General features: G+C 67.2%; 30 protein-coding genes and 1 pseudogene. 25 read left to right on the top strand and 6 right to left on the bottom strand.

All coding sequences use genetic code 11. From position 1 onward, the window contains the following. Window positions 1-75: 75 nt before the first annotated feature. The 4 genes from alr to AAAZ40_RS01575 are packed head-to-tail and all read right to left on the bottom strand — an operon-like array spanning window position 76 to window position 4,794. Window positions 76-1,242 (bottom strand): alanine racemase, encoded by a 1,167-nt coding sequence (gene alr / locus AAAZ40_RS01560; RefSeq protein ID WP_476660852.1) that lies wholly within the window; start codon window positions 1,240-1,242, stop codon window positions 76-78. A 13-nt stretch (window positions 1,243-1,255) separates the two neighbouring features. Continuing rightward, on the bottom strand, window positions 1,256-2,533 hold the full coding sequence (glcF, locus tag AAAZ40_RS01565) for a glycolate oxidase subunit GlcF (RefSeq protein WP_476660853.1): 1,278 nt from the start codon (window positions 2,531-2,533) through the stop codon (window positions 1,256-1,258). A gap of 39 nt (window positions 2,534-2,572) precedes the next feature. Beyond that, the gene (glcE, locus tag AAAZ40_RS01570; protein ID WP_476660854.1) at window positions 2,573-3,772 is read right to left on the bottom strand and encodes a glycolate oxidase subunit GlcE; all 1,200 of its coding nucleotides are present in this window, start codon (window positions 3,770-3,772) and stop codon (window positions 2,573-2,575) included. Between the two features lie 59 nt (window positions 3,773-3,831). Next, on the bottom strand, window positions 3,832-4,794 hold the full coding sequence (locus AAAZ40_RS01575) for an SMP-30/gluconolactonase/LRE family protein (RefSeq protein ID WP_476660855.1): 963 nt from the start codon (window positions 4,792-4,794) through the stop codon (window positions 3,832-3,834). A gap of 48 nt (window positions 4,795-4,842) precedes the next feature. Between AAAZ40_RS01575 and AAAZ40_RS01580 the strand changes: the two genes are divergently transcribed. The 24 genes and pseudogenes from AAAZ40_RS01580 (at window position 4,843) to AAAZ40_RS01695 (ending at window position 22,175) form a co-directional block, all read left to right on the top strand. Further along, a complete protein-coding gene (locus tag AAAZ40_RS01580) occupies window positions 4,843-5,271 on the top strand; it encodes a CopD family protein (protein ID WP_476660856.1) in 429 nt (142 codons plus the stop codon). 60 nt (window positions 5,272-5,331) lie between these two features. Further along, complete coding sequence (locus AAAZ40_RS01585) at window positions 5,332-6,477, top strand: VanZ family protein (RefSeq protein WP_476660857.1); 1,146 nt, start codon at window positions 5,332-5,334, stop codon at window positions 6,475-6,477. Continuing rightward, a complete protein-coding gene (locus tag AAAZ40_RS01590; RefSeq protein WP_476660858.1) occupies window positions 6,474-6,821 on the top strand; it encodes a (2Fe-2S) ferredoxin domain-containing protein in 348 nt (115 codons plus the stop codon). The genes AAAZ40_RS01585 and AAAZ40_RS01590 overlap by 4 nt, the downstream gene beginning before the upstream one ends. Window positions 6,822-6,843: 22 nt before the next feature. Continuing rightward, entirely contained in the window at window positions 6,844-7,497 is a 654-nt protein-coding gene (locus AAAZ40_RS01595) for an alpha/beta hydrolase (protein ID WP_476660859.1), read from the top strand. A 131-nt stretch (window positions 7,498-7,628) separates the two neighbouring features. After that, entirely contained in the window at window positions 7,629-8,777 is a 1,149-nt protein-coding gene (locus tag AAAZ40_RS01600; RefSeq protein WP_476661660.1) for a D-alanyl-D-alanine carboxypeptidase family protein, read from the top strand. A 139-nt stretch (window positions 8,778-8,916) separates the two neighbouring features. Continuing rightward, window positions 8,917-10,014, top strand: coding sequence for an NAD(P)-dependent alcohol dehydrogenase (locus tag AAAZ40_RS01605; RefSeq protein WP_476660860.1), 1,098 nt, complete (start codon window positions 8,917-8,919; stop codon window positions 10,012-10,014). 289 nt (window positions 10,015-10,303) lie between these two features. Then, entirely contained in the window at window positions 10,304-10,699 is a 396-nt protein-coding gene (locus AAAZ40_RS01610) for a hypothetical protein (RefSeq protein ID WP_476660861.1), read from the top strand. An 18-nt stretch (window positions 10,700-10,717) separates the two neighbouring features. Continuing rightward, window positions 10,718-11,437, top strand: coding sequence for an exopolysaccharide biosynthesis protein (locus AAAZ40_RS01615; protein WP_476660862.1), 720 nt, complete (start codon window positions 10,718-10,720; stop codon window positions 11,435-11,437). A gap of 93 nt (window positions 11,438-11,530) precedes the next feature. Continuing rightward, the gene (gene rpsL / locus AAAZ40_RS01620; protein ID WP_476660863.1) at window positions 11,531-11,908 is read left to right on the top strand and encodes a 30S ribosomal protein S12; all 378 of its coding nucleotides are present in this window, start codon (window positions 11,531-11,533) and stop codon (window positions 11,906-11,908) included. A 178-nt stretch (window positions 11,909-12,086) separates the two neighbouring features. Then, entirely contained in the window at window positions 12,087-12,557 is a 471-nt protein-coding gene (gene rpsG / locus AAAZ40_RS01625; protein ID WP_029463501.1) for a 30S ribosomal protein S7, read from the top strand. 104 nt (window positions 12,558-12,661) lie between these two features. Beyond that, window positions 12,662-14,764 (top strand): elongation factor G, encoded by a 2,103-nt coding sequence (gene fusA / locus AAAZ40_RS01630; protein WP_476660864.1) that lies wholly within the window; start codon window positions 12,662-12,664, stop codon window positions 14,762-14,764. A gap of 164 nt (window positions 14,765-14,928) precedes the next feature. Beyond that, window positions 14,929-16,119: an elongation factor Tu gene (tuf, locus tag AAAZ40_RS01635; protein WP_476660865.1), complete on the top strand. Its 1,191-nt coding sequence runs from the start codon at window positions 14,929-14,931 to the stop codon at window positions 16,117-16,119. Window positions 16,120-16,155: 36 nt separating this feature from the next. After that, entirely contained in the window at window positions 16,156-16,467 is a 312-nt protein-coding gene (gene rpsJ / locus AAAZ40_RS01640; RefSeq protein WP_476660866.1) for a 30S ribosomal protein S10, read from the top strand. 254 nt (window positions 16,468-16,721) lie between these two features. Then, complete coding sequence (rplC, locus tag AAAZ40_RS01645) at window positions 16,722-17,393, top strand: 50S ribosomal protein L3 (RefSeq protein ID WP_476660867.1); 672 nt, start codon at window positions 16,722-16,724, stop codon at window positions 17,391-17,393. Then, complete coding sequence (gene rplD / locus AAAZ40_RS01650; protein WP_476660868.1) at window positions 17,393-18,013, top strand: 50S ribosomal protein L4; 621 nt, start codon at window positions 17,393-17,395, stop codon at window positions 18,011-18,013. Before rplC ends, rplD begins: the two co-directional genes overlap by 1 nt. Further along, window positions 18,010-18,324 carry a 50S ribosomal protein L23 gene (gene rplW / locus AAAZ40_RS01655; RefSeq protein ID WP_476660869.1) on the top strand — a complete coding sequence of 105 codons (315 nt, stop codon included), beginning with the start codon at window positions 18,010-18,012 and terminating at the stop codon, window positions 18,322-18,324. The genes rplD and rplW overlap by 4 nt, the downstream gene beginning before the upstream one ends. Before the next feature lie 2 nt (window positions 18,325-18,326). Beyond that, window positions 18,327-19,151: a 50S ribosomal protein L2 gene (gene rplB / locus AAAZ40_RS01660; RefSeq protein ID WP_476660870.1), complete on the top strand. Its 825-nt coding sequence runs from the start codon at window positions 18,327-18,329 to the stop codon at window positions 19,149-19,151. Between the two features lie 12 nt (window positions 19,152-19,163). Next, the gene (gene rpsS / locus AAAZ40_RS01665; protein ID WP_029463320.1) at window positions 19,164-19,439 is read left to right on the top strand and encodes a 30S ribosomal protein S19; all 276 of its coding nucleotides are present in this window, start codon (window positions 19,164-19,166) and stop codon (window positions 19,437-19,439) included. An 11-nt stretch (window positions 19,440-19,450) separates the two neighbouring features. Beyond that, a complete protein-coding gene (gene rplV, locus AAAZ40_RS01670) occupies window positions 19,451-19,780 on the top strand; it encodes a 50S ribosomal protein L22 (protein WP_476660871.1) in 330 nt (109 codons plus the stop codon). 16 nt (window positions 19,781-19,796) lie between these two features. Continuing rightward, window positions 19,797-20,603 (top strand): annotated as a pseudogene (rpsC, locus tag AAAZ40_RS01675) (30S ribosomal protein S3); the annotation flags it as partial. Window positions 20,604-20,625: 22 nt separating this feature from the next. Further along, window positions 20,626-21,042, top strand: coding sequence for a 50S ribosomal protein L16 (gene rplP / locus AAAZ40_RS01680; protein WP_476660872.1), 417 nt, complete (start codon window positions 20,626-20,628; stop codon window positions 21,040-21,042). A gap of 13 nt (window positions 21,043-21,055) precedes the next feature. Then, window positions 21,056-21,268, top strand: coding sequence for a 50S ribosomal protein L29 (gene rpmC / locus AAAZ40_RS01685; protein ID WP_476660873.1), 213 nt, complete (start codon window positions 21,056-21,058; stop codon window positions 21,266-21,268). Next, window positions 21,265-21,546: a 30S ribosomal protein S17 gene (gene rpsQ, locus AAAZ40_RS01690; protein ID WP_476660874.1), complete on the top strand. Its 282-nt coding sequence runs from the start codon at window positions 21,265-21,267 to the stop codon at window positions 21,544-21,546. The genes rpmC and rpsQ overlap by 4 nt, the downstream gene beginning before the upstream one ends. A 119-nt stretch (window positions 21,547-21,665) precedes the next feature. Beyond that, a complete protein-coding gene (locus tag AAAZ40_RS01695; protein WP_476660875.1) occupies window positions 21,666-22,175 on the top strand; it encodes a redoxin family protein in 510 nt (169 codons plus the stop codon). A gap of 25 nt (window positions 22,176-22,200) precedes the next feature. Here the strand turns inward: AAAZ40_RS01695 and AAAZ40_RS01700 are convergent, their stop codons facing one another. Then, on the bottom strand, window positions 22,201-22,866 hold the full coding sequence (locus tag AAAZ40_RS01700; protein WP_476660876.1) for a cytochrome b/b6 domain-containing protein: 666 nt from the start codon (window positions 22,864-22,866) through the stop codon (window positions 22,201-22,203). 141 nt (window positions 22,867-23,007) lie between these two features. Between AAAZ40_RS01700 and AAAZ40_RS01705 the strand changes: the two genes are divergently transcribed. Continuing rightward, entirely contained in the window at window positions 23,008-23,457 is a 450-nt protein-coding gene (locus AAAZ40_RS01705; RefSeq protein ID WP_476660877.1) for a c-type cytochrome, read from the top strand. Window positions 23,458-23,482: 25 nt separating this feature from the next. Here AAAZ40_RS01705 and AAAZ40_RS01710 read toward each other — a convergent pair whose 3' ends face one another. Further along, on the bottom strand, window positions 23,483-23,995 hold the full coding sequence (locus tag AAAZ40_RS01710; protein ID WP_476660878.1) for a TlpA family protein disulfide reductase: 513 nt from the start codon (window positions 23,993-23,995) through the stop codon (window positions 23,483-23,485). Between the last annotated feature and the right edge of the window lie 10 nt (window positions 23,996-24,005).

Here is a 24,005-nt window from a genome sequence, read left to right on the forward strand (position 1 = left end):
GCGGCGCTTGGTCGGCTTGGGGTCGCATTGGGGCGATATGGGGCGCTCCAAGGCGACGCAACCCGTTGCCGGGGTTCAGGGCAGCGGTTCGACCGCGACCGGCACCCGCGCCGCCAGCGCGCACATCGGTTCGTAGCCCAGCGTGCCGGCGGCGTGCGCCACCTCGTCGATCGGCAGCAGCGCGCCGCAGCGGCTGCGGCCCCAGAGCGTGACTTCAGCGCCGGCTTGACACGGTCCCCGCTGCGCCTCGACCGGGCCCAGATCGACCGCCAGCATGTCCATGCTCACGCGCCCGACCAGGCGCGTGCGCACGCCGCACACCAGCACCGGGCCGCCGCAGGCGTTGTGGCCGGGCGCATGGCGCGGGTAGCCGTCGGCGTAGCCGCAGGCCACGATGCCGACGCGCATGGCGCCGGGGGCGATGTAGGTGGAGCCGTAGCCGACGGTTTCGCCGGCGGCCAGCTCTTGCACGGCGATCAGTTGGCTGGACAGCGTCATGGCCGGCTCCAGCGCCCAGTGCGCGGCGCTGTGGGCAGGAAAGTCGGGCGAGCTGCCATAGAGGGCGATGCCGGGCCGCGTCCAGTCGGCCGCCAGCGGCTGTGCCTCGGGGCCGCTGCCCAGCCGCCGCGCCAGCCCGTGACGCAGCAAGGCGGCGCTGTTGCACAGGCTGCGCTCGCCGGGCAGGTCGTGGCTGGCGCGCACGAAGGCCTCGAGTTGGTGCTGCACGCCCTCCAGGCCGCCGCGCTGGCCGTCGGCGTCGCTGAAATGCGTCATCAGGCCGATTTCTTCGACCTGGGGCAGGTGGCTCAGGCGCGTCCAGGCGGCGCGAAAGGCCTCGGGGCGCAGGCCGAGCCGGTTCATGCCCGAGTTCATTTTCAAGTACACGCGCTGCGGCACTTCGCACTTGTGTGCCGCCAGCCAGTCGATCTGCTCGCTGCGGTGGACCACGTGCCAGAGCTGCAGGCGCGAGCAGGTTTCGAGGTCGCGCGGCTCGAAGGCGCCCTCGAGCAGCAGGATGGGGCCGCGCCAGCCCAAGGCGCGCAGCCGCTCGGCCTCGACCAGGTCGAGCAGCGCCAACCCGTCGGCGGCGCGCAGCGCAGCATACACGCGCTCGATGCCGTGGCCGTAGGCGTTGGCCTTGAGCACCGCCCACACCCTGGCCGACCCGCCAGCGCGGCGGCAGCGCCGCAGGTTGTGCAGCAGCGCAGGCAGGTGGACGGTGGCCAGGATGGGGCGCGGCATGGTGCGGCGGCAATCAGGCCACGGTGGCTTCGGGGGCCTCGGCGGCGGCGCTGAGGGCCTCGTCGAGCGCCTCGATCCAGTGCCGCACTGGCGTCTGGGTGCCGCTCTGCAGGTGCGTGATGCAGCCGATGTTGGCCGACACGATCTGGTCGGCCCCCAGCTCGCCCAGGTGGCCGAGCTTGCGTTCGCGCAACTGGCCCGACAGCGCGGCTTGCAGCACCGAATAGGTGCCGGCCGAGCCGCAACACAGGTGCGCCTCGGTGCGCGCCGTGTGCACCTCGAAGCCGAGCGCACGCAAACCCTGTTCGACGCCGCCGCGCAATTGCTGCCCGTGCTGCAGGGTGCAAGGCGGGTGGTAGGCCAGTTTGGGGCGTGGCCGCGCCGCGGTGTGGGCCAGCTTGCGTTGCAGCGCCGGCACCAGATCGGGCAGCAGCTCGCTCAGGTCGCGCGCGAGGGCGCTCACCCGCTGCGCCTTGGCGGCGTAGGCCGGGTCGTGGCGCAGCTGGTGGCCGTAGTCTTTGAGCATCACGCCACAGCCCGAGGCGTTGCTGACGATGGCCTCCACCGGCTGCGTGCTGTCGGGGCGCACGTAGGGCCACCAGGCATCGATGTTGGCGCGCATGTGGACCAAGGCGCCGCTGTGGTCGTCGAGGTGCAGCCGCAGCGCGCCGCAGCAGCCGCCCGCAGGCAGGCGCAGCACCTGCACCCCGGCGGCGTCGAGCACGCGCGCGCTGGCGTGGTTGATGCTGGGCAGCATGGCCGGCTGCACGCAGCCTTCGGGCAGCAGCACGCGGCGCGGATGCGCCCGCTGCGGCCACGGACCCGGGGGCAGGCGCTGCGGCACCTTGGCGCGCAGCGCGGCGGGCAGCAGGGGGCGCATGGTCTGCCCGAGGCGCATGGCGGGCGCAAACCAGCGCGACGTCAGCCCCTCCTTGAGCAGCCAGCGCAGGGCGCGCTGGGGGCTGCTGCGCGGCACCTGCGCCGCCACCACCTTGCGCCCGACATCGAGCAGCCGGCCGTATTCGACCCCGCTCGGGCAGGTGCTTTCGCAGTTGCGGCAGGTCAGGCAGCGGTCCAGGTGCTGCTGCGTGCGCTCGGTCGGGGTGTCGCCTTCGAGCACCTGCTTGATGAGGTAGATGCGGCCGCGTGGGCCGTCGAGCTCGTCGCCCAGCAACTGGTAGGTGGGGCAGGTGGCGGTGCAAAAGCCGCAGTGCACGCACTTGCGCAAGATCTCCTGCGCCGTCTGTCCGTCGGGGGTGCCTTGGTAGGGCGGGGCGAGTTGGGTTTGCATCGCGGGCGGGGCGGGCCTAAAGAGGGATGAACGAGAGGGTCACAGACCCCAGCCCCACTGGTCGGGGTTGAGCAAGCCATGTGGGTCGAATTCGGTCTTGAGGCGTTGCTGGATGGTTTGCAAGGCCGGGGCCGGGGGGGTGCAGCGCAAGGCGGCCAGCGCGGTGGCGGCGGCATCGGGGTCGCCGTCTGCCGCCGGCGCGCTTTGCGGGCCGCGCCACAGGGTGGCGTGGCCGCCTTGGGCCTGGGCCCAGGCGCGCAGGGGGGTGGCCTGGCTCAGCGGGGCCCAGACCCAGCGCAGCCCGCCGTGCCACTCGATCAGGGTGGGCCAGGGAGCCTCGAGTGCGGCGCTGGTGGGAGCCACGCTCAGGCGCCACAGGGCGGCGTCGGGCGTTGGGGGTTGGGTGAAAAAAGGCAGGGTCTGCTCGCGGCAGGCCTGCCAGTCGGCGGCGCAGGCGACGGCGTCGAGCCGCTCGCCGCGGGCTGCGGCCAGCATCTGCGGGCAGGCCGCAGCCACGGCGGCTGCGGCGCCGCGCAGGCGCACGTAGAGGTGTTCGGGGGCGTGCGCGGCGCTGAGGTCGCGCACCCAGCAACTGGCATTCAGGGGCAGCGGCAGGGCGCGCCAGCGCGCCAACTGCGCGAGCGCCGCCGCCTGGGGCAGCTCGAAGCGCAAGGTGGCCTCGGCCGGCGCCAGCGGCAGCACCTTGAGCGAGACCTGGGCCAGCACCCCCAGGCTGCCCCAGCTGCCTGCGAGCACGCGGCTGAGGTCGTAGCCGGCCACGTTTTTCATCACCTGGCCGCCAAACTCGAGGTACTGCCCACGCCCGTTGAGCACATGCACCCCGAGCACGAAGTCGCGCAGCGCCCCGGCGCTGGCACGTGCCGGTCCGCTCAAGCCGGCCGCCACGGCACCGCCGAGCGTGGCACCGGGGCCAAAGTGCGGCGGCTCGAAAGCCAGACACTGGCCCTGTGTGGCCAGCAGCGCTTCGATCTCGGCCAGCGGCGTGCCGGCGCGCGCCGTGAGCACCAGCTCCGAGGGCTCGTAGGCCACGATGCCGCGGTGCGCGCCGGTGTGCAGCGTGAGCGCAGCGGGCGCCGGGGGCGGGCACAGAAAGGCCTTGCTGCCAGCGCCGACGAGGCGCACGGGCCGGCCATCCAGGCGCGCCGCCTGCAGGATTTCAATCCAACTCTGGAGCGCGGGGGCCAAGGCGCTGGCGGCGGTCTCTGGGGGGGCTTGCATGGGCGCAATGGTAACGGGCCGCAAACGCCCGCCTTGTGATTTTTTTTTAATGCCCGCCATCAGTCCCAGTACAGCGGTGTGGGCAGGCCTGGGGTGTCGACGCGGCGCGCAAACACCGCCCCCGATTGGGGATGGCGCTCCAGCTCGGCGACGCTGCGGCCCGAACGCATGGAGGTCACAAACAGGGTGCAGCCATCGAGCCCACCCAGGCACACGCCGCTGGGATACAGCGACGGCACGGGCAGATCGAGCACGGTGCGCCCGTTGCCGTCCAGGCGCCGCACCCGGCCGGTGGCGATCAGGGTCACCCAATAGTGGCCGGTCTGATCGAGGACGCCGCTGCGGGGCAGGCCCTCGAAGGGCGCGGCATCGGGGCCGGGCGGGACGCTCGAGGCGTTGGGTGGCAACGCAAAGCGCGTCAGCGGCATGGGGGCGCTGAGTTCGGGCGGCCAGCGGCCGGGCTGCGACAACGCCGCTTGCACCACTTCCGCGCGGCGGGGGTTGCACCAGGTCACGCTGCAGCCATCCGGGGCCCAGCACAAGCCGAGGCCGTCGCCCACCTGGTGCCGAATCGGCTCCAGCGGCGGTGGGTTGGAACTGCGTGCCCGCAGGCAGTAGAGGGAGCTGGAGTGAGCCGAGTGGTGGCTGGCATCCCGGGTTTGCGCCACCAGCCACAGGCGGCCCCAAGGGTCGCAGGTGCCGGCGCGCCACAGGGTCTCTGCGCCGACCGAAGGCAGCGCAGTCAACAAAGTGGGGACGTCGAGCCAAGAGCTGGCGTGATAAATGCCGTCGGCCAGCAGCAGCAGCAAGCCGCCGCTGCGGCAAGGCGTCAGTCCGGTGATCGGGCTCGCAAAACCCCAGTGCTCGGCGCGGCCGCTGGGCACGTGCAGCCGCCACGCGCGCTTGAGCGGCGGGTCGATCCAGTACAGGCGCTCCTCGCGGGCGCTCCAGAAAGGCGCTTCGCCCGAGGCGCACAGCACATCGCTCAGCACTTGCCAGTCGCTGCCGCTGGTGTCGGCCATGCCTTGCATCCTTTCCCTCATTTAAAGCGACGGGCTACACTAGCCCCCATGTTGTGGGTCAAAGCCTTTCATATTATCTTCGTAGCCAGTTGGTTTGCGGGTCTCTTTTATTTGCCGCGCATTTTTGTGAATTTGGCGCTCGTCGAGCCCGACAGCGCGGCCGAGCGCGCGCGCCTGCTGCTGATGGCGCGCAAGTTGCTGCGCTTCATGACGCTGCTGGCGCTGCCGGCCTTGGGGCTGGGGCTGTGGTTGTGGCTGGGTTACGGCATAGGCTGGGGGCCGGGCAACGGCTGGATGCACGCCAAGCTGCTGGTGGTGGGTTTGCTGTTGGCCTACCATGGCTACTGTGCCCAGCTGCTGCGCGATTTCGAGGCCGGCCGCAACCGCCGCAGCCACGTCTGGTACCGCTGGTTCAACGAGGCGCCGGTGCTGTTGCTGGTGGCAGGCGTGTTGCTGGTGGTGCTCAAGCCTTTCTGAAGCCAGTGGCCCAGGCGCCTGCCCCCTTGGTTTGCCCGCTGGCCTGACCCTACGCGCCCGATGAATCCCCTTGGTTCCCTGTCGTCGGCCTCCAGGCCCTACCCGCTGGCGCTGGTGCTGGCGCTGTTGTACGCGGCGCTGGTGGTGTACGCCAGCCTCTACCCCTTCAGCGGCTGGCGTTACCAGGGGGTGGCGCTGTGGGCGTTCCTGTTTGCCCCTTGGCCGGTCCACTGGACGGTTTTTGATGTGTCTGCCAACCTGCTGGCCTACGTGCCGCTGGGGCTGTTGCTGACCCTGGCCGTGGCGCGCAGCAGCAGCGCGCGCGTGGCGGCCAGCGTGGGCGTGCTGCTGCCGTGCCTGTTGTCGCTGGCACTCGAAAGTGCCCAGGGGCTGCTGGTGCAGCACCGGGTGCCGTCGCAAGTGGATTGGCTCCTGAACACGGCCGGCGCGGTCTTGGGGGTCGGGCTGGCGCTGTGGCTGTTGCGTTCGCGCTGGCCTGAGCGCTGGCGCGCGTTTCGCCAGACCGGGTTGATGCCGCAGACCTGCGGCGCACCGGTGCTGTTGGCGCTGTGGCCGCTGGCCTTGGTCTATCCGACTTCGGTGCCTTTTGGTTTGGGTCAGGTGTGGTACCGGCTCGAGGGCACGCTGTACGCGTGGGCCGAGGGCAGTTTTATGCAGCCGTGGTTGCCGGTGCCGCTGCCCGAGCCGCCCCTGAGCCCGCTCACCGAGGCGATCGTGGTCGCCTTGTGCGTCTGGGCGCCGCTGCTGCTGGGCTACGCGGTGCTGCGCCGGGTTGGGCAGCGCTTGCTGTTCATGCTGCTGGCGCTGGCGCTGGTGCTGGGGGCGTTGTTGCTGTCTGCCAGCCTGACGTGGGGGCCCGGGCACGCTTGGGCGTGGCTCACGCCAGCGGCGTCCTTGGGTTTGAGTTTTGCCGTGGCGCTGGCGTTTTTGAGCCTGGCTTTGGGGCACCGGGCGGCGGCCTTGTTGTCGCTGCTGGCCTGGGTGCTGGCGCTGACCTTGCTCAACCGCGCGCCCGCCGTGCCGTATTTTGCTCAGTCGCTGCAACTGTGGGAGTGGGGCCGCTTCATACAGTTGCACGGCCTGTCGCAGTGGCTGGGGGCGCTGTGGCCTTTTGCGGCGCTGTGGGTGGGTTTGCGGCTGGCCTTGCGGGCCGCGCCGGGGCCGGTCTACAATCGCCGCGCATGAATCCCGCCACATCCGCGCCGAGCTATTTTGAGCGCCACATTTTCTTCTGCCTCAATCAGCGCGACAACGGCCAAGCCTGCTGCGCTGCGCTCGGTGCCCAGCAAGCGTTCGACCACTGCAAGGCGCGGGTCAAGGCCTTGGGCCTGGACGGCCCGGGCCGGGTGCGGGTCAACAAGGCCGGTTGCCTGGACCGCTGCGCCGGCGGGCCGGTGGCGGTGGTCTATCCGCAAGGCACGTGGTACACCTACCTCGATCGTGCCGATCTGGACGAGATCATCGACTCGCATCTGCGCGACGGCGTGGCGGTGCAGCGCCTGTTGCTCGACCCCGAGGTGGGGCGCTGAGAAGCCCAGCTCTGCCGCCCGCATGAACGCGCACACCCAAACCCGTCTGCTCCCCGGCCCGCAGGGGGCGTTGGAGGTGGCCATCGATGAGCCGGCGCAGCCCCGCGCCGGCGCTGGGGTGGCGCTGATCGCGCACCCGCACCCGCTGTTTGGCGGCACGCTGCACAACAAAGTGGTGCAGACGCTGGCGCGGGCGCATGTGCAGCAGGGCTGGCGGGTGTTGCGCTTCAATTTTCGTGGCGTCGGGGCCAGCGCCGGCGTGCACGACCACGGCGTGGGCGAGACCGACGACCTGCTGGCGCTGCTGCAACTCGAGGCCGCGCACGGGCCGCTGGCCTTGGCTGGTTTTTCTTTTGGCGCCTACGTGGTGCTGCGCGCCCTCGAGCGCTTGCCGGCGCAGCGCTTGCCGCAATCGGTGCTGCTGGTGGGGGCGGCGGCCAGCCGCTTCGAACTGCCCGTGCTGCCGGCTGAACTTCACGACTGCACAGCGCTCATACACGGCGAGACCGATGACACGGTGCCCTTGGCCGCCGTGCTCGACTGGGCGCGACCGCAAGGCCTGCCGGTCACCGTGGTGCCCGGGGTCGAGCATTTTTTCCACGGCCGCCTCGGCCTGCTCAAGGCGCTGACGCTGCGGCATCTGCGCGCCTGCGAGCCAGCGTCCTTCAAGCCCTGAGACCGATCACCGCGGCCACGACGGCACCGCTCGCGCCCTTGGGCCGATCGCAACCGCACCGACCATCTGCCTACCGCCTCACCATGATGCCTCCCTTTCTGAAGCGCGTGTTGCTTGGCCTTCTGCTGAGCATGGGCGGGCTGCTGGGCGCGGCCAGCCCGGCTTGGGCCAGCAGCCCGCAGCCGCCCGAAATCGCGGCGCGCGCCTTTGTGCTGCTCGACGCCACCAGCGGCCAGGTGTTGGCCGAGCGCGAGGCCGAGCGCGAGGTCGAGCCGGCCTCGCTGACCAAGCTGATGAGCGCCTATCTGGTGTTCGAGGCGATGCGCGCCGGCCGCATCGAGCGCACGCAAACGCTGACGGTGAGCGAGCGTGCCTGGCGCATGCCGGGTTCGCGCCTGTTTGCACCCCAAGGCGCGCAAGTGCCCGTCGAAGCCTTGCTCAAGGGCATGATCGTGCTCTCGGCCAACGACGCCACCATTGCCTTGGCCGAGGGCGTGGCGGGTTCGGTGGAGCGCTTTGTCGAGCGCATGAACCAGCAGGCGCAGGCGCTGGGCCTGACGCGCACGCGCTTTGTCAACCCCGAGGGCCTGAGCGCCCCCGGCCAGCGCAGCACGGCGCGCGACCTGGCGCAGTTGGCGGCGCGCCTGAGCCGCGACTTTCCCGAATACATGGCCTACTTTGCCATCCAGCGCTACCACTACCCCGGCGCGCCGGCGGTCAACGTCAGCAACCGCAACTTGCTGCTGCTGCGCGACCCCACGGTCGACGGCATGAAAACCGGCCACACCGAGGCCGCGGGTTACGGCATCGTCGCCAGCGCCCAGCGCCCCTTTGCTGCGCTCGGCCCTGGCGCCGCCGGTCAGCGCCGGCTGATCGCCGTGGTGCTGGGGGCCAGCAGCGAAAACGCCCGCGCCGCCCAGAGCCAGACCCTGCTCAACTGGGGCTACGCGGCTTTTGAGGCGGTGCGCCTGTTTGCGCCCGGCCAAGCGGTGTCGCAGCCGCCGGTGTGGCAGGGCCGCGCTGCCACGGTGCCGCTCGGTCGCCCCGAGGGCGTGGTGGTCACGGTGCCGGCCGGGCAAGCGGCGGGTTTGCGCACCGAGGTGCTGCGGCCCGAGCCGCTGCTGGCGCCACTGCTCAAAGACCAGCCGCTGGGCACGCTGCGGGTGCGCAACGCCCGTGGCGACGTGGTGGCCGAAGTGCCGCTGTTCGTGCTCGAAACGGTGCCACAAGCCGGCCTGTTGGGGCGCTTCTGGGGCGCGCTGCGGCTCTGGATCCAGTAGTCTAGCAACGCACTCGGGTACGCGCTGGTCAAGCGCCGCGTTTCGTGCCAGACTGGGGCCGCATACGTGGCAGCGCTTGAGGCGGGATCGGGCCTTGGCGGCTGGGCGCGTGTGCTGCCCACAACCCCAAGGAGCAAGCATGACTGCCATGATGAAAGCCGCCATCTTCGTCGAACCCGGCCGTATTGAGCTGGCTGACAAACCCATCCCCGCGGTGGGGCCCAACGATGCCTTGGTGCGCATCACCACCACCACCATCTGTGGCACCGACGTACACATCCTCAAAGGCGAGTACCCGGTCGCCAAGGGGCTCACGGTGGGCCACGAGCCGGTCGGCGTGATCGAAAAACTCGGTTCAGCCGTGATCGGCTACCAAGAGGGCCAGCGCGTGATCGCCGGCGCCATCTGCCCCAACTTCAACTCTTACGCCGCCCAAGACGGGGCGCCTTCGCAAGACGGCAGCTATCTGGTGCCTTCGGGGCGCTGCGGCTGCCACGGCTACAAGGCCACCGCCGGTTGGCGCTTTGGCAACCTGATCGACGGCACCCAAGCCGAGTACGTGCTGGTGCCCGACGCCCAGGCCAACCTAGCCCCGGTGCCCGAGGGCCTGAGCGACGAACAGGTGCTGATGTGCCCCGACATCATGTCCACCGGCTTCAAGGGGGCCGAGAACGCCAACATCAAAATCGGCGACACCGTGGTTGTGTTCGCCCAAGGCCCCATCGGCCTGTGCGCCACCGCCGGGGCGCGTTTGTTGGGCGCCAGCACCATCATCGGCGTCGATGGCAACGACCACCGGCTGGCGATCGCACGCCAGATGGGGGCCGACATCACGCTCAACTTCAAACAGTGCGACGTGGTGGCCGAGGTCATGCGCCTGACCGGCGGCAAGGGCGCCGACTCCTCGATCGAAGCGCTGGGTCTGCAATCGACCTTCGAGGCCGCGCTGCGCGTGCTTAAGCCCGGCGGCACGCTCTCGAGCTTGGGGGTGTACTCCGAAGACCTGAAGATTCCGCTCTCGGCCTTTGCCGCTGGGCTGGGGGACCACCGCATCGTCACCGCGCTGTGCCCGGGCGGCAAGGAGCGCATGCGCCGGCTGATGAACGTGGTCGCCAGCGGCCGCCTCGATCTGGGCCTGCTGGTGACGCACCACTACCGTCTCGATGACATCGTCGCCGCCTACGACCTGTTTGCCAACCAGCGCGACGGCGTGCTCAAGGTGGCGATCAAGCCCTAAGAGGCTGGGAGGCAATCGTTCATCCTCGCCTTGACGCACCTAAACACCGTCTGCGGCGTTGCCCATGCGCGCCGTGGCTTGGGCCACGGCTGTGCCTTGCGCCTTGCTGGTGGCGCTTCGGCGCGCCCGTGCGGACACGCCCAATCGCATCTCAGCCGCTGATGCAGCGCGGAGCGGGCGGCTTTTGATGCGCTGCAACAAGGGTCACGGATTTTCGTTATAGTGCGGCACGGAACTTGGGGCGGCTGCGCGGCCTCTCAGGTCGTGCTCATTATTTTGAAAGCTCTGCGTGAAACTGCTGCTCTGGGTTGTGACCCTGCTCGTGTTGTTGCTCTGGACCGGCGCCATCTGGGTCTTGACCGGCTTGGCCGACTGGCTGGCGACGCAGGTCGCCACCGGCGAGGCCGCCAGCTTGGCCGCCCTCATCGCGCAGTGGCCGGTGCCGCCCGAGTTGGCGCCCTGGATCGCTGAGGCGTTCTTGGTGCCGCTGCGCGATCTGTTCGCCTGGACGGTGGGGGTGCTGGAGTCGCTGCTGCCGTTCCTGCCTGGTCTGGTGGGGATCTTGTCGGTGATCCTGTGGATCGTCTGGTTCATCGTGACCGCCCTGATCGTGGTGCTGGCTTTGCTGGGCCATTGGGCGCTGAGCAAGGCGCAGCGTCTGCGCACCAGCTTGCGTCCGAGCTGAAGCCGCGCTGCCACCCGCATGAACCACGGCCCGGAAAACTGCCCACGCACTTGGGCGCAGCGTTGCCGCGCCTGGGCCGAAGGCTTGGGCGCCGGAGGGCTGGGCGCTGCGACAGCGGGCCCGGCAGATGCGCTGGGCGCACCCACTGCAGCGGCTACTGAAGGGTCCGCCCGGAGCGTGCTGGGCATCAGCATCGCCGAGTTGGTCGATCTGCACGGCCACGGCGGCTCGCGCCCCTTGTTGCTCATGCTGCTGGCGTGCCTGTGCCTGCCGCCCATCATGGGGTTGGGCACCGCCATGAGTGTGGCCATCATTGCCATTGCCTGGCAGTGGGGGCAGCCCACGGCGGCGGCGTTGCCGCAGCGGCTGGGGCGCGCGCGCCTGAGCCCTGCCTGGAGCCGGCGCACGCTGCACGCGCTGGCTTGGTTGCACGAGTGTGCCGCGGCCTGGATCCGCCCGCGCCTGACGTGGTTGGCGCACCACAGCCTGAGCGGCCTGTGGGCGCTGTGGATCGTCTGGATGGCGCTGCTGATTTTTATCCCGTTGCCTTTGGGCAACATCTTGCCCGGCCTGAGCCTGATCGCGCTCTGCCTAGGCTGGATGCACCGCGACGGCCTGCTGCTGCTGCTGTCGCTGCTCGTCGGCGCCATCGGCAGCGCCTATGCCTCGGGCATCGTGGCGGTGGCGGTGCTGGCGGCCTGGCGCGCCTGGGGGTCGGTCTATCCACCTTTGGCTTGACCGCTGCGCGCCTTTCGTGCTACATTCACGGGCTTTTCGGCATCTGGCCGAGGGGATCAGCCGTTTTTCAAACGTTTAGGGACGTTTTTTTCAATGCCAACCATCAACCAACTCGTGCGCCAGGGCCGGGAGGTCGAACAGACCAAATCCAAGAGCCCGGCCATGGAAAACTGCCCGCAGCGCCGTGGCGTCTGCACCCGCGTCTATACCACGACGCCGAAAAAGCCGAACTCGGCCTTGCGCAAGGTCGCCAAGGTGCGTCTGACCAACGGCTTCGAGGTGATTTCGTACATCGGCGGCGAAGGCCACAACCTGCAAGAGCACAGCGTGGTGCTGGTGCGCGGCGGCCGGGTCAAGGACTTGCCCGGCGTGCGCTACCACATCGTGCGCGGCTCGCTCGACTTGCAAGGCGTGAAAGACCGCAAGCAGGCGCGCTCCAAATACGGCGCCAAGCGGCCCAAGGCCAAATAAGCCGCAGCCCAGGCTGAAGGGTGTGTTTCGTTGCCCAGGGCGTGCGCGCAGCGCGTGTGTCTTGAGCGTGTAGGCCCCAAACGCACGCAGTGTGCGCGGGTCAAGTAAGTGGGAGCCGCGCATGGCTCTCGCGGCAGCACCCAGGGGTGCGGCCAACTGAAGTGTTTGAGGTGTAAAAATGCCACGTCGTCGCGAAGTCCCTAAACGTGAAATCCTGCCGGATCCCAAGTACGGCAATGTCGAGCTGTCCAAGTTCATGAACGTGATCATGGAGGGCGGCAAGAAAGCGGTCGCCGAGCGCATCATCTACGGCGCGCTCGAGACCATGGAGAAAAAATCCGGCAAAGACCCGCTGGAGCTGTTCACCACCGCCATCAACAACGTCAAGCCGATGGTCGAGGTCAAGAGCCGCCGCGTCGGCGGTGCCAACTACCAGGTGCCGGTCGAAGTGCGCCCGGTGCGCCGGCTGGCGCTGTCGATGCGCTGGATCAAGCAGGCCGCACGCAAGCGCGGCGAAAAATCGATGGCCTTGCGTCTGGCCAACGAGCTGCTCGAGGCCAACGAAGGCCGTGGCGGCGCCATGAAGCGCCGCGACGAGGTGCACCGCATGGCCGAGGCCAACAAGGCCTTCAGCCACTTCCGCTTCTGAGTCGGGCCTGCATCGGCCCCGCGCTTTCCGCCCATCCATCAGCAGCCCGCTCCCCTTGACACCAGGGTAGCGGGCTGACGCACGTATCCACCGGAGAATCTTCCATGCCCCGCACTACGCCCATCGAACGCTACCGCAACATCGGTATCTCGGCCCACATCGACGCCGGCAAGACCACCACCACCGAGCGCATCCTGTTCTACACCGGGGTCAACCACAAGATCGGTGAGGTGCACGACGGCGCCGCCACCATGGACTGGATGGAGCAGGAGCAGGAGCGCGGCATCACCATCACCTCGGCCGCCACCACCTGCTACTGGAAGGGCATGGATCTGTCCTACCCCGAGCACCGCTTCAACATCATCGACACCCCCGGCCACGTGGACTTCACGATCGAAGTCGAGCGCTCCATGCGCGTGCTCGACGGCGCCTGCATGGTCTATTGCGCCGTGGGCGGCGTGCAGCCGCAGTCCGAAACCGTGTGGCGCCAGGCCACCAAGTACAAGGTGCCGCGCCTGGCCTTCGTCAACAAGATGGACCGCACCGGCGCCAATTTCTTCAAGGTCTATGAGCAGATGCGCCTGCGCCTGAAGGCGAATCCGGTGCCGGTGGTGATCCCGATCGGGGCCGAGGAGCACTTCAAGGGCGTGGTCGATCTGCTCAAGATGAAGGCCATCATCTGGGACGAAGCCTCGCAGGGCATGAAGTTCGAGTACCACGACATCCCGGCCGAGCTCGCGGCCAGCGCCGCCGAGTGGCGCGAAAAAATGGTCGAAGCCGCCGCCGAGGCCAGCGAAGCGCTGATGAACAAGTACCTCGAGGAAGGCGATCTGAGCGAGGACGAGATCAAGCTCGGTCTGCGCACCCGCACCATCGCCTGCGAAATCCAGCCCATGCTGTGCGGCACCGCGTTCAAGAACAAGGGCGTGCAGCGCATGCTCGACGCCGTGATCGACTTCCTGCCGTCGCCGGTGGACATTCCGCCGGTGATGGGCAGCGACGAAAAAGACCAGCCCATCAGCCGCAAGGCCGACGACGGCGAGAAGCTCTCGGCGCTGGCCTTCAAGCTCATGACCGACCCCTTCGTCGGCCAACTGACCTTCGTGCGCGTCTATTCGGGCGTGATCAAGAAAGGCGACACGGTCTATAACCCGGTCAAGGGCAAGAAGGAGCGCATCGGGCGCATCGTGCAGATGCACGCCAACAACCGCAACGAGGTCGAAGAAATCCGCGCCGGCGACATCGCCGCCTGCGTCGGCCTCAAGGAAGTGACCACCGGCGAAACCCTGTGCGACCCGGCGGCCGTGATCACGCTGGTGAAAATGGTCTTCCCCGAGCCCGTGATCGCGCAAGCGGTCGAACCCAAGACCAAGGCCGATCAGGAGAAAATGGGTATCGCCCTGAGCCGCCTGGCGTCGGAAGACCCGTCGTTCCGCGTCAAGACCGACGAGGAATCGGGCCAGACCATCATCGCCGGCATGGGCGAGCTGCACCTGGAGATCATCGTCGACCGCATGAAGCGCGAGTTCGGCGTCGAGGCCAACGTCGGCAAACCGCAGGTGGCCTACCGCGAAACCATCCGCGGCACGATCGAGGACAGCGAAGGCAAGTTCGTGCGCCAGTCGGGCGGCAAGGGCCAGTACGGGCACGTGGTGTTCAAGATCGAGCCGCAAGAGCCGGGCAAGGGCTTCGAGTTCGTCGATGCCATCAAGGGTGGCGTGGTGCCGCGCGAGTACATCCCGGCGGTGGAAAAGGGCGTGATCGAAGCGCTCAACACCGGCGTGCTGGCCGGCTACCCGGTGGTCGATGTCAAGGTGACGCTGCACTTCGGCTCCTACCACGACGTGGACTCGTCCGAGCAGGCGTTCAAGATGGCGGCCATTTTCGGCTTCAAGGAAGGCTGCAAGAAGGCGCAGCCGGTGATCCTGGAGCCGATGATGGCGGTCGAGGTCGAAACCCCCGAAGACTACGCCGGCAACGTCATGGGCGACCTGTCCAGCCGGCGCGGCATGGTGCAGGGCATGGACGACATGGTCGGCGGCGGCAAGGCGATCAAGGCCGAGGTGCCGCTGTCCGAGATGTTCGGCTACTCGACCACGCTGCGCAGCATGAGCCAGGGCCGCGCCACCTACACCATGGAGTTCAAGCACTACTCCGAAGCGCCGCGCAACGTGCAGGAGGCCATCATTTCGGCGCGCGCCAAGTAAATGGTCGCCAAGCGGCGCTGTCCCTTCAGCGGGACGGCGCTGTCCTTGGCCCCGGTCTGAGTTGCCCCGCCAGGGGAGGCGGCGTTGCCCGTGACGCCGCCGCCAGCGCAGACCTTAAACCCGCACGGGCCTTGTTCTTTTTTTGATTGAAGGATTTTTGCATCATGGCAAAGGAAAAATTCCAGCGGACCAAGCCGCACGTCAACGTGGGCACCATCGGTCACGTGGACCACGGCAAAACCACGCTCACGGCGGCCATCACCACCGTGCTGGCGGCCAAGTTTGGCGGACAGGCCAAGGCCTACGACCAGATCGACGCGGCTCCTGAAGAAAAAGCGCGCGGCATCACCATCAACACCGCGCACGTCGAATACGAGACCGCCAGCCGCCACTACGCCCACGTCGACTGCCCCGGCCACGCCGACTACGTCAAGAACATGATCACCGGTGCGGCGCAGATGGACGGCGCCATCCTGGTCTGCTCCGCCGCCGACGGCCCCATGCCGCAGACGCGCGAGCACATCCTGCTGGCGCGCCAGGTCGGTGTGCCCTACATCATCGTGTTTCTGAACAAGTGCGACATGGTCGACGACGCCGAGCTGCTCGAGCTGGTCGAGATGGAAGTGCGCGAGCTGCTCGACAAATACGACTTCCCCGGCGACGCCACCCCGATCGTGCACGGCTCGGCCAAGCTCGCGCTCGAAGGCGACAAAGGCCCGCTGGGCGAGCAAGCCATCATGAAGCTGGCCGACGCCCTCGACAGCTACATCCCGCAGCCCGAGCGCGCCGTCGACGGCGCCTTCCTGATGCCGGTCGAAGACGTGTTCAGCATCAGCGGCCGCGGCACCGTGGTCACCGGGCGCATCGAGCGCGGCCTCATCAAGGTTGGCGAAGAGATCGAGATCGTCGGCATCGCCACCACCCAGAAGACCACCTGCACCGGCGTCGAGATGTTCCGCAAGCTGCTCGATCAGGGCCAGGCCGGCGACAACGTCGGCATCCTGCTGCGCGGCACCAAGCGCGAAGACGTGCAGCGCGGCCAAGTGCTGTGCAAGCCCGGCAGCATCAAGCCCCACACCCACTTCACCGGCGAGGTCTACGTGCTGAGCAAGGACGAAGGCGGGCGCCACACGCCGTTCTTCAACAACTACCGGCCGCAGTTCTACTTTCGCACCACCGACGTCACCGGCTCGATCGAGCTGCCCGAAGGCAAGGAGATGGTCATGCCCGGCGACAACGTCAGCATCACCGTCAAGCTGATTGCCCCGATCGCCATGGAAGAAGGCCTGCGCTTTGCCATCCGCGAGGGCGGCCGCACCGTCGGTGCCGGCGTGGTGGCCAAGATTCTGGATTGATGCGAACCCGGACGCAGCCCACAGGAAACACCGACCATGAGCAAGCAAAAAATCCGCATCCGCCTCAAGGCCTTTGACTACAAGCTGATCGACACCTCGGCCGCCGAGATCGTCGAAACCGCCAAGCGCACCGGGGCCATCGTCAAGGGCCCCGTGCCCCTGCCCACGCGCATGAAGCGCTTCGACGTCCTGCGCTCGCCGCACGTCAACAAGACCAGCCGCGACCAGTTCGAGATCCGCACCCACCAGCGTCTGATGGACATTGTCGATCCGACCGACAAGACCGTCGACGCGCTGATGAAGCTCGACCTGCCCGCCGGCGTCGATGTGGAGATCAAGTTGCAATAAGGCAACGCACACCGCGTCTGCGGCCGCAGGGATGGCAGCCACCCTCGGCACAGGCCTTGTGTGAAATTCTTCATCGGGTTATAATTCAAGGCTTCGCCCGTGTTTTGGGGGCCGCAGCAGTGCGGCCCTGTCAGGCAAGGGCGAGGTTGACAAATCGTTTGCACCGGCAAAGGCGCCTTCAGGGGCGCGGCGCTGGTTTCTAAGCTCCGGCCAATTGCAGTCGGACACGCGCACAACGCGGAAATGGAGAAAAAATGAGTCTGAGCAACTCCCTGGGGTTGTTGGGCCGCAAGGTGGGCATGATGCGCCTATTCACCGACGATGGGGACGCCGTTCCCGTCACGGTGGTCGACGTATCGAACAACCGCGTGGCACAAGTCAAAACCCAAGCCAACGATGGCTACGATGCCTTGCAACTGGCCTACGGCAAGCGGCGCGCCTCGCGCGTGAGCAAGCCCGCCGCTGGGCACTTGGCCAAGGCCGGCGTCGAAGCCGGTGAAATCCTGCAAGAGTTCCGCGTCAGCGCCGAACTGGCCGGCAAATTCGCCGCCGGTGCCGTGCTGCCCGTGGCCGAGATCTTTGCCGCAGGCCAAAAGGTCGATGTGCAGGGCACCTCGATCGGCAAGGGCTATGCCGGCACCATCAAGCGCCACAACTTTGCCTCGCAGCGCGCCTCGCACGGCAACAGCCGTTCGCACAACGTGCCGGGCTCGATCTCGATGGCGCAAGACCCCGGTCGCGTGTTCCCCGGCAAGAAAATGACCGGCCACATGGGCGCCGAGACCGTGACCACGCAGAATCTGGACGTGGTGCGGGTCGATGTCGAGCGCCAGCTGCTGCTCATCAAGGGCGCAGTGCCAGGATCCAAGGGCGGTTTCGTGACCGTGCGTCCGGCCGTCAAAGCAGCGCCCAAAGGAGGCAACTGATGCAAGTCGAACTCCTCAATGAGCAAGGCCAGGCCGCTGCGCACGTGGACGTGCCCGAAACCGTGTTCGGCCGCGACTACAACGAAGCGCTGATCCACCAGCTGGTGGTGGCCTACCAGGCCAACGCACGCCAAGGAACGCGGGCGCAAAAGGACCGCGCCACCGTCAAGCACAGCACGCGCAAGCCGTTCAAGCAAAAAGGCACCGGCAACGCCCGCGCCGGCATGACCTCCTCGCCGCTGTGGCGTGGGGGCGGTCGCATCTTCCCCAACAGCCCGGACGAGAACTTCGGCCAAAAGCTCAACAAGAAGATGTACCGCGCCGGCATGGCCTCGATCCTGTCGCAGCTGGTGCGCGAAGGCCGTTTGGCGGTGGTCGATGCGATCACCCTCGAAGCGCCCAAGACCAAGCTGCTGGCCGCCAAGTTCAAGGCCATGAACCTGCAGTCGGTGCTGCTGATCGCCGATCAGGTCGATGACAACCTCTATCTGGCTGCGCGCAACCTGCCCCACGTGCTGGTGATGGAGCCGCGCTACGCCGACCCGCTCTCGTTGGTGCACTACAAAAAGGTGATCGTCACCAAAGGTGCCATCGACCAACTCAAGGAGATGTTCGCATGAGCAGCATCCAGTTTGACGAAGGCCGCCTGATGCAGGTGCTGGTGGCGCCGATCGTGTCGGAGAAAGCCACCGCCGCGGCCGAAAAAACCAATGCGGTGCTGTTCAAGGTGCTGCAAAACGCCACCAAGACCGAAATCAAGGCGGCGGTGGAGCAGATGTTCAACGTCAAGGTCAAGGCCGTCAACGTGCTCAACCAAAAAGGCAAGAGCAAGCGCTTTGGCAAAACCATCGGTCGCCGCGACCACGTGCGCAAAGCCTACGTGACGCTGCAAGCCGGACAGGAAATCAGCTTTGGTGGGGAGGCAGTCTGATCATGGCCGTCATCAAGATGAAACCGACCTCCCCCGGCCGCCGGGGCATGGTCAAGGTCACGCGTGAAACCCTGCACAAGGGCGAGGGCTACGCACCGCTGCTGGAGCCCAAGTTCCAGAAAGCCGGGCGCAACAACAACGGCCACATCACCGTGCGCCACCGCGGGGGCGGCAGCCGCCACCACTACCGCGTGGTCGATTTTGTGCGCAACAAGGACGCCATTCCGGCCAAGGTCGAGCGCCTCGAGTACGACCCCAACCGCAGCGCCCACATCGCTTTGCTGTGCTATGCCGACGGCGAGCGCCGCTACGTCATCGCCGCACGCGGCGTGGCCGTGGGTGCGACGCTGCTGTCGGGCCCCGAGTCGCCGATTCGCGTCGGCAACACGTTGCCGATCCGCAACATCCCGGTGGGTTCGACCATCCACTGCATCGAGATGCTGCCGGGCAAGGGCGCGCAGATCGCGCGTTCGGCCGGCGCCTCGGCGGTGCTGCTGGCGCGCGAAGGCCTCTATGCCCAGGTGCGCGTGCGCTCGGGCGAAGTGCGCAAGGTGCACGTGGACTGCCGCGCCACCATCGGCGAAGTCTCGAACCCCGAGCACAGCCTGCGCCAGCTCGGCAAGGCCGGCGTCAAGCGCCACATGGGCATCCGCCCGACCGTGCGTGGCGTGGCCATGAACCCGATCGACCACCCGCACGGCGGGGGCGAGGGCCGCACCGGCACCGGTATGCCGCCGGTTGATCCGTGGGGCAACCTGACCAAAGGTTACCGCACCCGCAACAACCGTCGCACGCAGACCATGATCGTCTCGCGGCGCAAGAAGTAAGGAGCTGACGACATGACGCGTTCACTCAAAAAGGGCCCCTTCGTTGACCATCACCTGATGGCCAAGGTCGAAAAGGCCGTTGCCACCAAAGACAAAAAGCCGGTCAAGACCTGGTCGCGCCGCTCCATGATCCTGCCCGACTTCATCGGCCTGACGATCGCCGTACACAACGGCAAGCAGCACGTGCCGGTGTACATCACCGACCAGATGGTGGGCCACAAACTGGGCGAGTTCTCGCTCACGCGCACCTTCAAGGGCCACCCCGGCGACAAGAAAGCCAAGAAGTAAGGACACGCACCATGGAAACACGCGCAATCGCTCGCGGCGTCCGCCTCTCGGTGGACAAGGGCCGCCTGGTGGCCGACCTGATTCGAGGCAAAAAAGTCGATCAGGCGCTGCACATTCTGAACTTCACGCAAAAGAAGGCCGCTGGCATCGTCAAGAAGGCGCTCGAGTCGGCCATTGCCAACGCCGAGCACAACGACGGCGCCGACATCGATGAACTGAAGGTCAAGCTCATCCACGTCGAGCAAGGCACCACGCTCAAGCGTTTCTCGGCTCGCGCCAAGGGCCGCGGCAACCGCATCAGCAAACCGACCTGTCACATCTACGTGACGGTGGGCACCTAAACCGACAGGAAACGCCATGGGACAAAAAATCCATCCGACCGGTTTTCGCCTTTCGGTGAGCCGCAACTGGGCCAGCCGCTGGTACGCCAGCGAACGCGACTTCGCCGGCATGCTGGCCGAAGACATCAAGGTGCGTGAGTACCTCAAGGCCAAGCTCAAAAACGCCGCCGTGTCGCGCGTCGTGATCGAGCGTCCGGCCAAGAATGCCCGCATCACCATCTACTCGGCGCGTCCGGGCGTGGTCATCGGCAAAAAAGGCGAGGACATCGAGAAGCTCAAAAAAGACCTGGCTGCCAAGCTCGGCGTGCCGGTGGCGGTGAACATCGAAGAAGTGCGCAAGCCCGAAGTCGATGCCAAGCTGATCGCCGACTCGATCACGCAGCAGTTGGAGAAGCGCATCATGTTCCGCCGCGCCATGAAACGCGCGATGCAAAACGCCATGCGTCTGGGTGCCCAGGGCATCAAGATCATGTCGGCCGGTCGCCTGAACGGCATCGAGATCGCGCGCACCGAGTGGTACCGCGAAGGCCGCGTGCCGCTGCACACGCTGCGCGCCGACATCGACTACGGCACCTCGGAAGCCAAGACCACCTACGGCGTCATCGGCGTCAAGGTCTGGGTCTACAAGGGCGACCACCTCGGGCGCAGCGACGCGCCCACGCTCGACAGCACCCCGCGCCCCGACGACGAGCGCCGCCCCCCCCGTGGCCCGCGCCGCGATGGCCGCGCTGACAACCGCCCCGACGGCCGTGGCCGCCCAGGCGCTGGCGCCGGTGCGCCGCGCCGTGCCAGTGGCGCCGCAGCCGATGGCGCTGCCAAACCGCAGGCCTAAGGAGAAATGACACATGTTGCAACCTGCACGCCGTAAATACCGTAAAGAGCAAAAAGGCCGCAACACGGGCATCGCCACCAGCGGCGCCACCGTGGCCTTTGGCGATTTCGGCCTGAAGTCCACCGACCGTGGCCGTCTGACGGCTCGCCAGATCGAGTCGGCCCGCCGGGCCATTTCGCGCCACGTCAAGCGCGGTGGCCGCATCTGGATCCGTGTCTTCCCCGACAAGCCGGTCTCCAAAAAGCCAGCCGAAGTCCGCATGGGCAACGGCAAAGGGGCGGTCGAGTACTACGTGGCCGAAATCCAGCCCGGCAAGGTGCTCTACGAAATCGTCGGTGTACCCGAGCAACTGGCGCGCGAGGCTTTCGAGCTGGCTGCCGCCAAGCTGCCGCTGCGCACCACCTTTGTGACCCGCATGTTGGGTCAGTGAACCGGAGCACCGCATGAACACCGCCGAACTGCGTCTGAAAGACGAAACCGCCCTGCAAGCCGAGGTCAAGTCGCTGCAAAAAGCGCACTTCAACCTGCGCATGCAAAAAGCCACCCAGCAGCTCAACAACACCGCCACGCTGGGCGAAACCCGGCGCGCCATTGCCCGCGCCAAGACCATCTTGGCCCAGAAACGCGCTGCCGCCCAACAAGGAGCGAAACCATGAGTGAAGCCAAAACGGGTGCCGCACCGGCCCTCAAGCGCACCCTGATCGGTAAAGTGGTGAGCGACAAGCGCGCCAAGACCGTGACCGTGCTGGTCGAGCGCCGCGTCAAGCACGATCTCTACGACAAGATCGTGATCAAGTCGAGCAAGTACCACGCGCACGACGAAGCCGGCGCCTACCACCTGGGCGACGTGATCGAAATCACCGAGAGCCGGCCATTGTCCAAAACCAAAAACTGGGTCGTGACCCGCCTGGTGCAAAAGGCCGGCCTGGTCTAAACCCAGCTTGCTTTAGCCCGGATGGCTTTAAGCCCATTGGGCCGCACCGGGACCGCCCGAGCAGAAACCAACCGAGAATCTCGGTTGGTTTTTTTGTTTCACCCTACCGGAGCGCCACCATGATCCAAGCCGGAGACCGACTGCCCGCCCTGACCTTGATGGAATACCATGAGCGCGAGGGCGAGGGCTGCAGCCTGGGCCCGAACCCGGTCGAGCTCGCCAGCGCCACGGCGGGCAAGACCATAGCCCTGTTCGCGGTGCCTGGGGCCTTCACCCCGACCTGCTCGGTCAGCCACCTGCCGGGCTATCTGCAACGCTGCGCCGAATTCAAGGCTGCGGGCGTCGATGAAATCTGGTGCGTGAGCGTCAACGATGCCTTTGTCATGGGCGCTTGGGCGCGCGATCAGGGCACCGCAGGCAAGATTCGCTTGCTCGCCGACGGCGACGCCGCGCTGGCCAAGGCCACCGGCCTGACGCTCGACTTGAGCGGCCGTGGGCTTGGGCTGCGCAGCCAGCGCTACTCGATGCTGCTGCAAGACGGCGTGGTCAAGGTGCTCAACGTCGAGGCCGCGGGCAAGCTCGAGGTCTCGGACGCCGACACGCTGCTGGCGCAAGTGCGCGCGCTCTGAGGCCGGCGCGGCCAGGACGAGGGGCCTAGACGAGGGGCCAGTTGACCAGCGCGTAGGCCAAGCCGGCCGCCACCGCGTAGCAGCCCAGCGCCAAGGCCCAGTGCCTGGCGCCGTCAGGGCTGGCAGGCAGCGCTTCGGGCAGCAACTTGTCGCCCGTGACCATGGCCGCCACCAGCGCCTCGCGCTTGACCAGCTTGTAATACAGCAGCGCCAGCAGGTGCAGGGCAACCAGGCCGAGCAGCAGCAACTTGCCGACCTCGTCGTGGTAGTTGCTGGCCCGATCGACCCACTCGGGGCTGGCCCATGCCACCCACGGGCCGGCGTAAAAAATGGCGTCGTCGGTGAGCAGGCCGCTGAACACTTGCAGCAGCAGCACAAGCAGCAGCGCAAACACCGACAGCGCCCCCAGGGGGTTGTGGCCAACGCGGTGCTCGAGTGGGCTGCGTCCGCGCAGGTACGCCCAGAGCGAGCCCGGGCCATAGACAAAGCTCGTAAAGCGCGACCAGCGCCCGCCCACCAAGCCCCAGAGCAACCGAAACAGCAGCAGCGAGAGCACGAAGTAGCCCAGCCACAGGTGCCATTCCATCCACAGCCCGCCCACGTTGCCGGTGACGATCAAACCCACCACGGACAAGGTCAAAAGCCAATGAAACAGCCGCGTCGGCGCATCCCAAACTCGAACCCGGTGCATCCGCACGCCCCCCAGAAAATAACCAAGAAAAACACTCGGGCAAAGCCCCAGTCACCAGCGATTGATAATACCAGCATAGACTCGATGCGCGCTGCATCCCCCATGCGGCCACTCCTGATCAATCCACCCAAGGAAGGTTTTATGAAGCTGCCAGTCACGGTTTTTCTCGCTGCCGCCCTGTGCGCCAGCGCCGGCGCCGCACAGGCCCAGTTCCGCACCCCGCAAGACGCGATCGACTACCGTCAGGGCGCCTTCAATGTCATGGGCAACCACTTTGCCCGTGTGGGCGCGATGGCCAATGGCCGTGTGCCGTTCGACGCGGCTGCGGTGCAGCAAAACATGGCCATCATCATGACGCTCTCGCGCTTGCCCTGGGCGGGCTTTACGCCCGAAACCCAAGGACTGCCGAGCAAAGCCAAGCCGGTGGTGTGGACCGAGCGCGCCCGTTTCGACGCCGCCGCCCAGGACGCGGCGCGCGCCCTCACCGCCTTGAACGCCGCCGCCATGACCAACAACCTCGACGCCGTGCGGCGCGCCTTCGGCGAGACCGCCGCCTCGTGCAAGGCGTGTCACGACAACTTCCGCGATTAAGCCCATCGAGGGCGCCAGGCGGGCTTCAGCGCTGCGCCAGCAAGCCTTCGACGAAGGCGTTGAGGGCGGTGGCGTCGGTGGGCCCCAGATAGCGCTTGACGATGCGCGCCTGCCGATCGAGCACGAAGGTGGTGGGCGTGAGGCGCACCTCGCCCCAGTCGCGCGCCAAGGCGCCGTTGTGGTCGAGCGCGACCTTGAACGGCAACTGGCGCGTGCGGGCAAAGTTGGCGACCCATTCCGGCTGGTCGTGGCTCATGGCCACGGCGATGGTGTCGAAGCCGCGCTCGCGGTGCCGTAGGTACAAGGCCACCAGATCGGGCATTTTCTGCACACAGGACACGCAGGTCGTGGCCCAGAAATTGATCAACGTCACTTGGCCGCGCAAATCGGCGTCGGTGACCGTGCTGCCATCGAGCAACAGAAAACGCGAGGCCGGAGCGGCGTTGCCGGCGCCGCAACCGCTCAGGCTGAGCGCCGCCGCCGCCGCCAAACCCAACTGAAACTGGCGCCGGTTCAGGTGCGCGGTGTACGTGTGCATGGTGCCTATC

The sequence above is a fragment of the Serpentinimonas sp. SMBJO2 genome, assembly GCF_056341105.1.

Bases quoted from the DNA above. Each gene is read 5' to 3' on its own strand.
- AAAZ40_RS01705 (WP_476660877.1), top strand. From the start codon at position 23,008: ATGAAGCTGCCAGTCACGGTTTTTCTCGCTGCCGCCCTGTGCGCCAGC.
- AAAZ40_RS01595 (WP_476660859.1), top strand. From the start codon at position 6,844: ATGAACGCGCACACCCAAACCCGTCTGCTCCCCGGCCCGCAGGGGGCG.
- rplW (WP_476660869.1), top strand. From the start codon at position 18,010: ATGAGCAGCATCCAGTTTGACGAAGGCCGCCTGATGCAGGTGCTGGTG.
- AAAZ40_RS01605 (WP_476660860.1), top strand. From the start codon at position 8,917: ATGACTGCCATGATGAAAGCCGCCATCTTCGTCGAACCCGGCCGTATT.
- rpsQ (WP_476660874.1), top strand. From the start codon at position 21,265: ATGAGTGAAGCCAAAACGGGTGCCGCACCGGCCCTCAAGCGCACCCTG.
- AAAZ40_RS01580 (WP_476660856.1), top strand. From the start codon at position 4,843: ATGTTGTGGGTCAAAGCCTTTCATATTATCTTCGTAGCCAGTTGGTTT.
- AAAZ40_RS01615 (WP_476660862.1), top strand. From the start codon at position 10,718: ATGAACCACGGCCCGGAAAACTGCCCACGCACTTGGGCGCAGCGTTGC.
- AAAZ40_RS01700 (WP_476660876.1), bottom strand. From the start codon at position 22,866: ATGCACCGGGTTCGAGTTTGGGATGCGCCGACGCGGCTGTTTCATTGG.
- glcE (WP_476660854.1), bottom strand. From the start codon at position 3,772: ATGCAAGCCCCCCCAGAGACCGCCGCCAGCGCCTTGGCCCCCGCGCTC.
- rplC (WP_476660867.1), top strand. From the start codon at position 16,722: ATGAGTCTGAGCAACTCCCTGGGGTTGTTGGGCCGCAAGGTGGGCATG.
- AAAZ40_RS01585 (WP_476660857.1), top strand. From the start codon at position 5,332: ATGAATCCCCTTGGTTCCCTGTCGTCGGCCTCCAGGCCCTACCCGCTG.
- rplV (WP_476660871.1), top strand. From the start codon at position 19,451: ATGGAAACACGCGCAATCGCTCGCGGCGTCCGCCTCTCGGTGGACAAG.
- AAAZ40_RS01710 (WP_476660878.1), bottom strand. From the start codon at position 23,995: ATGCACACGTACACCGCGCACCTGAACCGGCGCCAGTTTCAGTTGGGT.
- rplP (WP_476660872.1), top strand. From the start codon at position 20,626: ATGTTGCAACCTGCACGCCGTAAATACCGTAAAGAGCAAAAAGGCCGC.
- rpsS (WP_029463320.1), top strand. From the start codon at position 19,164: ATGACGCGTTCACTCAAAAAGGGCCCCTTCGTTGACCATCACCTGATG.
- rplD (WP_476660868.1), top strand. From the start codon at position 17,393: ATGCAAGTCGAACTCCTCAATGAGCAAGGCCAGGCCGCTGCGCACGTG.
- rpsL (WP_476660863.1), top strand. From the start codon at position 11,531: ATGCCAACCATCAACCAACTCGTGCGCCAGGGCCGGGAGGTCGAACAG.
- glcF (WP_476660853.1), bottom strand. From the start codon at position 2,533: ATGCAAACCCAACTCGCCCCGCCCTACCAAGGCACCCCCGACGGACAG.
- AAAZ40_RS01590 (WP_476660858.1), top strand. From the start codon at position 6,474: ATGAATCCCGCCACATCCGCGCCGAGCTATTTTGAGCGCCACATTTTC.
- alr (WP_476660852.1), bottom strand. From the start codon at position 1,242: ATGCCGCGCCCCATCCTGGCCACCGTCCACCTGCCTGCGCTGCTGCAC.
- AAAZ40_RS01600 (WP_476661660.1), top strand. From the start codon at position 7,629: ATGGGCGGGCTGCTGGGCGCGGCCAGCCCGGCTTGGGCCAGCAGCCCG.
- fusA (WP_476660864.1), top strand. From the start codon at position 12,662: ATGCCCCGCACTACGCCCATCGAACGCTACCGCAACATCGGTATCTCG.
- rpsG (WP_029463501.1), top strand. From the start codon at position 12,087: ATGCCACGTCGTCGCGAAGTCCCTAAACGTGAAATCCTGCCGGATCCC.
- rpmC (WP_476660873.1), top strand. From the start codon at position 21,056: ATGAACACCGCCGAACTGCGTCTGAAAGACGAAACCGCCCTGCAAGCC.
- tuf (WP_476660865.1), top strand. From the start codon at position 14,929: ATGGCAAAGGAAAAATTCCAGCGGACCAAGCCGCACGTCAACGTGGGC.
- AAAZ40_RS01575 (WP_476660855.1), bottom strand. From the start codon at position 4,794: ATGGCCGACACCAGCGGCAGCGACTGGCAAGTGCTGAGCGATGTGCTG.
- AAAZ40_RS01695 (WP_476660875.1), top strand. From the start codon at position 21,666: ATGATCCAAGCCGGAGACCGACTGCCCGCCCTGACCTTGATGGAATAC.
- rpsJ (WP_476660866.1), top strand. From the start codon at position 16,156: ATGAGCAAGCAAAAAATCCGCATCCGCCTCAAGGCCTTTGACTACAAG.
- rplB (WP_476660870.1), top strand. From the start codon at position 18,327: ATGGCCGTCATCAAGATGAAACCGACCTCCCCCGGCCGCCGGGGCATG.